This is a genomic window from Caulobacter sp. HMWF025 (genome assembly GCF_003060965.1).
Taxonomy (GTDB): Bacteria; Pseudomonadota; Alphaproteobacteria; order Caulobacterales; family Caulobacteraceae; genus Caulobacter.
Genome location: NZ_QAII01000123.1, coordinates 1 through 9,338, shown reverse-complemented (window position 1 = coordinate 9,338; position 9,338 = coordinate 1). Strand labels below are relative to the sequence as shown.

The 9,338-nt window shown below is 69.9% G+C and carries 11 protein-coding genes; 3 read left to right on the top strand and 8 right to left on the bottom strand.

Features of this window, described 5'->3' with window-relative positions; translation table 11 throughout:
• Positions 1–484: pentapeptide repeat-containing protein (locus tag DBR10_RS13390; protein ID WP_199225340.1), on the top strand; the 484-nt coding region annotated here is incomplete at its 5' end.
• Between the two features lie 9 nt (positions 485–493).
• Here the strand turns inward: DBR10_RS13390 and DBR10_RS13385 are convergent.
• From DBR10_RS13385 to DBR10_RS13375, 3 genes are read right to left on the bottom strand one after another with little or no spacing between them, the layout of a single operon-like run.
• Complete coding sequence (locus DBR10_RS13385) at positions 494–1,681, bottom strand: acetyl-CoA hydrolase/transferase family protein (RefSeq protein WP_108556415.1); 1,188 nt, start codon at positions 1,679–1,681, stop codon at positions 494–496.
• Between the two features lie 3 nt (positions 1,682–1,684).
• Positions 1,685–3,577, bottom strand: coding sequence for a DNA primase (dnaG, locus tag DBR10_RS13380; RefSeq protein WP_108506052.1), 1,893 nt, complete (start codon positions 3,575–3,577; stop codon positions 1,685–1,687).
• Positions 3,578–3,619: 42 nt separating this feature from the next.
• Positions 3,620–4,615 carry an NAD(P)-dependent alcohol dehydrogenase gene (locus DBR10_RS13375; RefSeq protein WP_108506053.1) on the bottom strand — a complete coding sequence of 332 codons (996 nt, stop codon included), beginning with the start codon at positions 4,613–4,615 and terminating at the stop codon, positions 3,620–3,622.
• Between the two features lie 55 nt (positions 4,616–4,670).
• Between DBR10_RS13375 and DBR10_RS13370 the strand changes: the two genes are divergently transcribed.
• Positions 4,671–5,606: a LysR family transcriptional regulator gene (locus DBR10_RS13370; protein WP_335582561.1), complete on the top strand. Its 936-nt coding sequence runs from the start codon at positions 4,671–4,673 to the stop codon at positions 5,604–5,606.
• A gap of 16 nt (positions 5,607–5,622) precedes the next feature.
• Here DBR10_RS13370 and DBR10_RS13365 read toward each other — a convergent pair whose 3' ends face one another.
• Positions 5,623–6,336, bottom strand: a complete 714-nt coding sequence (locus tag DBR10_RS13365) for a 2OG-Fe dioxygenase family protein (protein WP_108506054.1) — start codon at positions 6,334–6,336, stop codon at positions 5,623–5,625.
• Positions 6,333–6,770, bottom strand: a complete 438-nt coding sequence (locus DBR10_RS13360) for a group III truncated hemoglobin (protein WP_218278602.1) — start codon at positions 6,768–6,770, stop codon at positions 6,333–6,335. Before DBR10_RS13360 ends, DBR10_RS13365 begins: the two co-directional genes overlap by 4 nt.
• Positions 6,771–6,829: 59 nt before the next feature.
• Between DBR10_RS13360 and DBR10_RS13355 the strand changes: the two genes are divergently transcribed.
• Positions 6,830–7,921, top strand: a complete 1,092-nt coding sequence (locus tag DBR10_RS13355) for an acyltransferase family protein (protein WP_108490211.1) — start codon at positions 6,830–6,832, stop codon at positions 7,919–7,921.
• A 26-nt stretch (positions 7,922–7,947) separates the two neighbouring features.
• Here DBR10_RS13355 and DBR10_RS13350 read toward each other — a convergent pair whose 3' ends face one another.
• The 3 genes from DBR10_RS13350 to DBR10_RS13345 form a co-directional block, all read right to left on the bottom strand.
• Positions 7,948–8,649, bottom strand: coding sequence for an HAD family hydrolase (locus DBR10_RS13350; protein WP_108490212.1), 702 nt, complete (start codon positions 8,647–8,649; stop codon positions 7,948–7,950).
• A 77-nt stretch (positions 8,650–8,726) separates the two neighbouring features.
• The gene (locus DBR10_RS19120) at positions 8,727–8,870 is read right to left on the bottom strand and encodes a hypothetical protein (RefSeq protein ID WP_158272246.1); all 144 of its coding nucleotides are present in this window, start codon (positions 8,868–8,870) and stop codon (positions 8,727–8,729) included.
• Positions 8,871–9,004: 134 nt separating this feature from the next.
• The gene (locus DBR10_RS13345; protein WP_108506055.1) at positions 9,005–9,268 is read right to left on the bottom strand and encodes a DUF1272 domain-containing protein; all 264 of its coding nucleotides are present in this window, start codon (positions 9,266–9,268) and stop codon (positions 9,005–9,007) included.
• Positions 9,269–9,338: the final 70 nt, after the last annotated feature.

Here is a 9,338-nt window from a genome sequence, read left to right as displayed (position 1 = left end):
GGTGGCGACGGGCGGCAAGTCCGGCGAGCCGGCGATCCTCGACGGTGAGGACCTGCGGCCGATCGCCGGTCTGGCCGGGGCCTTCCTGACGGCGGTCAGCGCCCGGCGAGCCTGTCTGGCCGGGGTGGATCTGGGCCGGGCGGCGCTGCAGGGGGCGATCCTCGAGGGGGCCGACCTGCGGGGAGCCAGCCTGCGCAAGGCCGACCTGCGCGGGGCCAATCTGGCCGGGGCAAACCTGGGTCAGGCCGACCTGCGCGAGGCCCTGCTGGGGCCTCTGACCCTGAAGGGCGACCGCGAAAAGCCGATGCGGCTGGACCGGGCCAGCCTGCGCTTTGCCGACCTGCGCGATACGGCGCTGGAGGGCATTGACCTGGACGAGGCCGACCTGCACGGGGCGCGGCGGGACGCGCCGGTCAGCCTCGCGCCCGAGACCCCGCCGGTGGATGCGACCGAGCCCGACGACTCCTTCGAGGTCGACAGTTAGGGCGGCCTTTCAGCCCTGGGCCTGCCAGGCCTTCAGCAGGTCCGCCTGATGGTCGGGCGCGGCGAGGCGGATCAGGGCCATGGCCCGGCCCTCGCGGTCCAGCGGGCGCAGGTCGACCGCGCCATGCTCGGTTACGACAATCCCGGCATCGATGCTGGTCAGGGTCGGCGGAACCGTCAGGCGCGGCACGATGCGGCTGACCGTGCCGCCCCGGGCCGTCGCCCCCAGGGCGATGATCGGCAGGCCGCCCGGCGAAAGGTGCGCGCCACGGATGAAGTCCGGCAGGCCGCCGGGGCCGGACACCGCCTGACCGTCCAGCCACTCGGCATTGACCTGACCCAGCAGGTCGATTTCCAGCACCGAATTGACGGCCGCGAAGCGGGGGATGGCCGCCAGCACCGCCACATCATGGGTGTACAGGGCCGGGGCCATGGTCAGGCCCGGCAGGGCGGCGGCGCGGGCATAGAAGGCGCGCGACCCCAGCAGGCTGCCGACGGTCACCTGCCGGAACCGGCCCTCGGCGATCAGGTCGGCGACCGGATCACAGATCATGCCGCTGTGGATCGACAGGTCCGAGCGGTCGGACAGCGCCGCCCAGACGGCGTCGCCCAGACGGCCGATCCCGGCCTGGACGGTGGCTCCGTCGGGGATCAGGGCGGCGATGTGGCCGATGATCGCCGTCTCGACCGGTCCCGGCGGTCGCACGGCATACTCGACCAGCGGGCTCTCGTGCGCGATCACCTCGTCAAAGGCGGCCAGAGGCAGGGTCGCCGCGCCGGGCAGGCGGGGCAGGGCGGGGTTGATCACGGCGATCCTGACCGCGCAGCGCCCGAAGGCCGTCGGTGCAAAGTCGACTGTCGTGCCCAGCGAGCAGAGGCCCTGCGCATCCGGCGGGGTGACCATGAACAGTCCAGCGGCATAGGACGCCGCCGCCACGCGCCGGGCAAAGCCGTGATAGGTCAGGGGCAGGCGCTCATAGCGTCCGGCCTCGGCGATCGGACGCCAGGCCGGGGCCATGAACGGTCCGGCCATACGGGCCTGCGGGCCCAGGCCGCTCCAGTCGAAACCGTTGACGCCGGGAATGAAGCCGCCCTCGAAGGTGGCGGACCGCAGGGGCTCCAGCCGGCGCGAGAGGGGCGCGGCCGCAAAGGGCTCGGCGGCAGAGGCGCTGACGAAGACGCGGGGCCGTTCGGTCATGGCCTAGCTGGCCCCGCGCCAGAACTCCAGATTGCTGATCTGGCGCTGCAGGATGGTGATCCGGGCCCGCAGGTCGCGGGTGGCGGTCAGGGTCCCGGCCGTGACGGCCTCGCGGCGCAGGGCCTCCAGGGCCCGCTCGGAATCGGCCACCTCGATCACTGCCTCATAGCAGGCTGACCACAGGGCCCGGGCGCGATGGGCCTCGGTGGCCGGGCTCAGGAAGGGCGCATCGGGCTGGGCCACGCGTTCCAGCTCGGCCAACTGGGCGGCCAGGCCCTTGCGGACCAGGATGTCACGGAAGGGCGCGTCGTCATGGATGTCGTCGACCAGGGCCTCGAACAGCTCGCGGGCCAGGGGGCGCAGGCGCGGATCGCCGAATCCCACCCGCTCGACCGCCTCGTCATAGGGCCGGGCCCAGCCCGGGTGGTCGATGGCCGCCAGGGCGATGGCCGCGTGGAAGGGATTGATGCGCTCGACGATCTGGGCCCGGGCCACGCCCCGGATGCCGGGATCGGGCGGCTCGCGCTTGCCGTTCTTCCAGGTGCCGCGCGGCGTAAAGGGGCGCCCGCCGCCAAAGCCGCCCGCCTCATTGGGCGTGAAGGCCGTGCGCGGGAACAGGGCGTCCAGCCTGCCCAGCAGGTCGTCCTTGTAGGCCTGGGCCAGGTCCTTGTCGGCGATGGTCGCGGCGGCGGCACGCAGGCGCTGCTTCAGCCCGGCCTTGCGCTCGGGCGTGTCCAGCGGCTCGAGCTCGCGCTCGCGGGTGAAAAGCTGCTCGACGAAGGGGGTGGTCTGCGAGACCTGGGCCTTCAGGGCCGCCGCGCCCTGTTCGCGCAGGACATCGTCGGGGTCCTTGCCGCCGGTGACCATCGAGAACTTGAACGAGCGGCCGGGCTTCAGCAGGGGCAGGGCCCGGTCCATGGCCCGGCTGGCGGCCCGCTGGCCGGCCTTGTCGCCGTCAAAGCACAGGGTCGGCTCGGGATGCAGGCGCCACAGCACCTCCATCTGCTCCTCGGTCATGGCCGTGCCCATGGCCGCCACGGCCGGCACGCCCGCCCGATGGCAGGCGATGACGTCCATATAGCCCTCGACCACCACCATGGGCGTATTGTCCTTGGGGGCGGCGGCCTGGGCGGCGTGCAGGATCTTGCGGGCCTCATAGAGGCCGTACAGCAGCCGGCCCTTGTGGAAGAGGCTGGTCTCGGGACCGTTCAGATACTTGGCGCGGGCGGCGGGATCCATGGCCCGGCCGCCGAACGAGACGACCTTGCCCCGCGTGTCGGTGATCGGAAAGATGATCCGGTCACGGAAGCGGTCATAGGGCGCGCCGCCGTCCTCGGGGGCGATCAGCACCCCGGCCTCGACCAGATCGCCCGGCTTGGCGCCCTTGGCGATCAGATAGTCCTTGAGGCCCGTGCGGTTGTTGGGCGCAAAGCCGATGTGGAAGCGGCTCCACTCGCTTTCGGGCAGGCCCCGGCGCTCCAGATAGGCCCGCGCGTCCTTGCCCACCGGGCGGCGCAGCTCGGCCTCGAACCAGGCGGCGGCCAGCTCCATCCAGTCGCCGAGGCCCTGGCGCTTTTTGTCTTCCTGGGCGGCGCGGACATCGGGCTCGGGCAGGACCATGCCGGCCTCGGAAGCCAGCCGCTCGACCGCCTCGCTGAAGGTCAGGCGCTCGGTTTCCTGCAGATAGCTGATGATGTCGCCGTGCTTGCCGCTGGAGAAGCAGTGATAGAAGCCCTTGTCGTCATTGACGAAGAACGAGGGGCTCTTCTCCTTGGTGAAAGGCGACAGCCCGGCATACTCGCGCCCCTGCCGCCGCAGCTTCACCGACTTTCCGATCACGTCGGAGGGGCGAAGGCGGGACTTCAGTTCTTCAAGGAAGCGGTCGTCGAAGCGCATGGCAGGTCGGCCCTAGCATAGGCCATGGCCGGGCGGGACGCATCAGGGGATCGCGCCGGCACCCTGGCCGATCGTCAGCACGACACTGCCGCGCTTGTGGCCCTGTTCGACCAGGGCATGGGCTTCGGCGGCATGCTCCAGCGGATAGACCCGGTCGATGACCGGCTGGAAATCCCCGGCCTGGGCCAGATGGGCCAGCAGCTCCAGGTCGCGCAGCGTGACCTTCGGCACCCCGCCGATCTGGCGCAGACCGCTGGAGCGCGACGGCCCACCCAGACCCAGGGCCTGGGCGAGGCTGCCCTGCACGACCAGCAGCCGTCCGCCGGGACGCAGCAGGTGGCCACAGCGCGAAAAGGGGGCCGTGCCGGTGGTGTCGAGAATGACGTCATAGGTGCGGCCCGAGGCGGCGAGGTCGCGGGTCTGGTAGTCGATCACCGCCTCAGCCCCGAGGCTGCGGACCAGGCCTTCATTGGCGGTGCTGCAGACCGCCGTGACCCGGGCCCCGTAATGGCGCGCCAGCTGGACGGCGGCCGAGCCGACGCAGCCGGACGCCCCGACGATCAGTACCCGCTCGCCGCGCTTCAGGGCTCCCTTGTCGCGCAGGAAGGTCAGGGCGGTGGTGCCGCCGAAACAGAGGGCGGCGGCGGTCGCGAAGCTCAGATTGGCGGGCTTGTGGCTGATCAGGTCCTGCTCGCCCAGCACGCGGAACTCGGCATGGCAGCCGAAGCGGGCTCCGGTGAAGGCAAAGACCGCCTCGCCGGCCCGGAACCGCGTCACCGCCTTGCCGGTGGCGACCACCTCTCCGGCCAGCTCGGTGCCCAGGATCGGGCTGCGCGGCGCGATCAGGCCAAAGGCCGGGCGGGCCAGGGCCCCGAACCCGGGCGGCATGGTCAGGCTGCGGGCCCGCCAGTCGCCTGAACTGACCGTCGTGGCCCGGATGCGGACCAGGACCTCGTGGTCACGGGGTGTCGGCATCGGCACCTCTTCAAGGCGGACCCCGGCGGGCGGTCCATAGGTGCGGCAAACGGCGGCTTTCATCGGGCAGTTCCGGTCGGTCGAAGGGACCGGCGGGTTTTAGATCCTGTGAATTTGCATGGATATTGCCCATAGTGGCGGATGTGTTATGCGTTTTCGCATGGATTGGCGGGCGGTAAGATTCGACTGGAACCGGGCGCGGGCCTTTTTGGTCACCGCTGAGGAAGGTTCGCTGTCTGCGGCGGCGCGGGCCCTTGGCATGGCCCAGCCGACCCTGGGGCGGCAGGTCGAGGCCCTGCAGGAGGAACTCGGGGTCGTCCTGTTCGAGCGGGCAGGCCGCGGCCTGACCCTGACGCCCAGCGGGCTGGAACTGCTGGATCATGTCCGGGCGATGGGCGAGGCGGCCGGCCGGGTGTCGCTGACAGCGGCGGGCCAGTCACAGTCCGTCCAGGGCAAGGTCGTGCTGGCCGCCAGCGAGGTGCATGCGGCCTTCATCCTGCCGGGCTTCCTGGCCAAACTCCGGCAGAGCCATCCGGGCATCGAGGTCGAGATCGTGGTCTCCAGCCGGGCCAGCGACCTGCGACGGCGCGAGGCCGATATCGCCATCCGCAACTTCCGCCCGGTCGAGCCGGACCTGGTGGCCAGCAAGATCCGCGACGTCCCGGCCAGGCTCTATGCGACCCCGGCCTATCTCGAGCGGCTGGGCTCGCCGCGTCTGCCCTATGACCTGCGCGACGCCGACTTCATCAGCATCGACGGCTCGGGCCAGTTCCTGAAGGGCCTGATAGCCATGGGCCTGCCCCTGACCGTGCGCAACTTCCCGGTCCTGACCGAGAGCTATCTGGTCATGTGGGAGCTGGTGAAGCAGGGCGTCGGCATCGGCATCCTCGACGGCTCGATCGGCGATGCCGAACCGCGTGTGGTCCGGGCCCTGCCGGACCTGGAGCCCCTGATGTTCCCGGTCTGGCTGGTCGCGCACCGCGAGCTGAACAAGAGCCGCCGCTTCCGGATCGTCTTCGACCTGCTGGCCGCCGAGCTCAGGGCGCGCGGCTGAAGGCCCTGGTTCAGGGCTAGGTCTCGTGGCGGTAGGTCACCACCAGCACGTCGCGCAGGGCCGGGGCGGCGGGATCGTCGGGGCGGATCGGGGTGACCCCGTGCAGGACCCGCAGGTCGTCCAGCATCACCATGTCGCCCGGTGCCGTCAGGGTGAAGCTGCCGAGGGACTTGCCGCCCGGCGCATAGATGTCGGTGACGCCGCTCAGCACATTGATCCGGTCGACCAGCAGCACGATCACCCAGTCCACGCCGTCACGATGCGCCCCTTCCGGGGTCGGCTGACCCGCTTGCCCCGCCCGGGCCTCGATGCGGAACTGGTGGACCTCTACATGCCAGCGGGCCGGCGGATCGGCCGTGATCGGATGGAAGACATCCAGCCCGGCCCCGATCACCGCCTGCAGCACGGGATGGGCGGCGATGGCGTCCGTGACGGGTTCGAACCAGCGCTGCACGCCGCCGTTCAGGGCATTGTAGTCGCGGCTCTGGTAGTGCGGCTGGTGTGGCTTGCGGACGATCTGGCCCGGCGCGGCGGAGAAGGCGGCAAAGCGGCGTTTGCGGTAGCGACCGCCGTCGGCCATGAAACCGTCCAGGCCCAGATCGTTCCAGCTTTCGGCAAAGCCCCGCCAGTCGGCGAAGGTGTCCGGGCCCAGCAGCTCGCGGGTCCCGGTGGCTGAACTATAGGCATAGCCGTCGTTGCGCAGGGCCTGGCGCAGATCCGGCGCGCTCACGCCATCGCCTCGGGGCGGAAATAGAGGCCCAGCTTCAGGCTGCGGGCGATGCGCTCGGCCTTCTGGCCGACCACGGCGGCGCGCGGGGCATCGAACAGCTCGACACAGGTGGCGTGAAACAGGTTCAGCCAGGGCGTGAACAGGCCCTCGGTCAGGCCCTCGACCCGCTGGTGGACGGCCATGGGCGAGCCTTTGTAGGTTCCGGCCCCCTGCAGGACACCGGCCCAGAACCGTTTCAGCGTCGCCATGTGCTCGGGCCAGCCGTGCTCGCCGACCGCCTGCTCGAAGATCGGCCCCAGCCGGTGATGGCGGCGGACCCGGGCATAGAAGGTCTCGACCAGGGCATCGATCTCGGCGTCGGTGAAGGTAGGCTCGGGCGTCATGGCCGTCACATAGTGCGGCGCGGCGGTCGGCCCAACCCTGATCTGGATCAAGACGCCCTCCGGAGTGCCCCTGACTTGACCCCCGCAAGCCTCCGGTCCACGCCTGCGGCATGATCAAGTTCCCGCCCCTGAAGCCTGATTCCGACCAGATGCTGCACCTGGATGCCCTGCGCATCATCGGGGCGGTGATGATCGTGGTCTTCCACTTCAACCGCTTCATCAATCTGGACGGCCGCTGGCAGCTGGCCGACGACACGATCAAGACCTTCAGCCTGATCGTCGATCTGTTCTTCGTGATCAGCGGCTATGTGATGGCGGCGATCTATACGGGACGGCTGACGACCCCGGCCAGGTACGGCGACTTCCTGAAAAAGCGGGTAGCGCGGCTGGGGCCGCTGCACTGGGCCACGATGCTGGTGTTCATCGCCGTGGCCGCCGCCGGCGCGGCCGGCTGGATCCAGGACCGCGACCCCCGGCGCTACGACGTCGCCTGCATCGTGCCCAACATCCTGTTCATCCACGCCTGGGGCGTCTGCAAGAGCCAGACCTGGAACTTCGTCAGCTGGGCGATCAGCGCCGAGATGGGGGTCTATATCGCCCTGCCGCTGCTGTTCTGGATCACCGGCAAGGGGCGCTGGGTCACGGCAGGCCTGGCGGCGCTCAGCCTGCTGATCCTGTTCCAGACCCCGCACGGCGACCGGCCCTTTCACCAGTGGACCTGGGACCTCGGCTTCCTGCGGGCCGTGCCGGGCTTCCTGATCGGGATGCTGGGCTTCCAGATCCGGCCGCTGCTGGCCAAACTGCCGTATGCGCGGTGGGTCATGTGGGGTCTGCTGGCCGTGTTCGTGATCGCCTCGCCGCTGAAGGTGCCGCGCGATGTGCTTCTGTTCGTGATCTATGCCGTCGGCCTGGCGGGCATCGCCGCCGATGCGGCCGGACCGGTGGGGCCGGTCACCCGTCGCCTGGCCCCCTGGGCCCAGCTCAGCTTCACCCTCTACATGCTGCACCCGATCGCCCTGAAGATGGGCCTGGCCTGGGTGGGGCTGGGGATGTGGAACCTGAACGGCGACCTGATGCGGCTGTGGGTGCTGTTCTGGGTCGTGGCCCTGTTCCCGCTGGCCTATCTGTCGCTGATCCTGTTCGAGCGACCGGCCCGGGACTGGATTTCGGGGCTCAAGCTCAGCCTGCCATCCCGGCCGTAGCGAAGCGAAGAGCCGGGATGACACGTTTATAGAGCCGCCACCCGATCCACCCACGCCGGCAGCTCGGCGATCGCGCCCAGTTCGACATAGCGCTCATGCCCGACCGGGGCCTGGGCCGCCTCATGGGCCCAGACCAGCGGGTAGGGGATCAGCGCGCCCCAGGCCCCGGCCTCGAGGGCGGGCAGGATGTCGGAGCGCATGGAGTTGCCGGCCATCACCGCCTGGTCGGCCCCGGTGCCATGACGTTCGAACACCCGTCGATAGGTGTCGGCATCCTTCTCCGAGACGATCTCGACGGCGGCGAACAGGTCGCCCAGGCCCGAGGCGGCCAGTTTCTGTTCCTGGTGCAGCAAATCACCCTTGGTGATCAGTACAAGCCGGTAGCGCTCGGACAGGGTGGCCAGGGCGTGTTCGACGCCGGGCAGGGGCTCGACGGGCTCGGTCAGCATCTCGCGGCCGGCGGCCAGGATCTCGCGGATCACGCGGGTCGAGACCGCGCCGTCGGTCAGCTCGAGCGCGGTCTCGATCATCGACAGGGTGAAGCCCTTGGCCCCGTAGCCATAGATCCGCAGGTTGCGCTTTTCGGTGGCGGCCAGCTGGGCCTCGATCCGGGCTTCGTCGCCGTGCTCGGCCAGCAGGCCGACGAACCGCTGGTGGGTCAGACGAAACAGGCTCTCGCAGTGCCAGAGGGTGTCGTCGGCATCGATGCCGACGGTGGTGACAGTCATGCGGTCAGGGTCTCGTAAGGCGTGCTTTGGGCCATACGGATACGACCCCGCCCGGCGCGACGCCAGAGCCGGCTGCGTCAGAAGGTCTGGAGCGCGAAGATGACGGCGCTGACCGGAAGGGCCGTGACCAGAAGGATCCGCAGCATCGTCTCGCCCAGCCCAAACAGGCCGCCCTTGGGGGGCGAGCCGGTCAAATTGCGAGGGATGCCGAGCATGGTCATGGCGGTTCTCCTGAGACGCTCCAGCATGGACCGCAAAGTGTTAACGCCTCGATTAAGACTCGGGTTGCGGGGGCGCGACATTTTGTTTCAATCGCCCCGAAACGCTCCCCTGTCTGCCCCCTGAACCGGGGGGGCTAGGGCCGCGGCGCCCCGGTTCCCGCACAGGCCGAGTGAGCCTTGACCACCCGGCGCAACGAGGCCGGGAAGCGGTGCAGCTTGTCCTCGGGGCGGATCGGTCGCGCCACCAGGTCGCCGCCGCAGTTGGGACAGGCCCCGAAGAATCGGTGCTCTGCGCAGTCGGCGCAGAAGGTGCATTCGAAGGTGCAAATCCGGGCCTGATCGCTGGAAGGCGGCAGGTCGCGGTCGCAGCATTCGCAATTGGGGCGCAGTTCCAGCATCGGTCGTCCTCCCTCTGGCGGGGCCCGAAGAGCCTTAAGCCTAAGGGATCACGGGGCGTGGGGGCGAGGG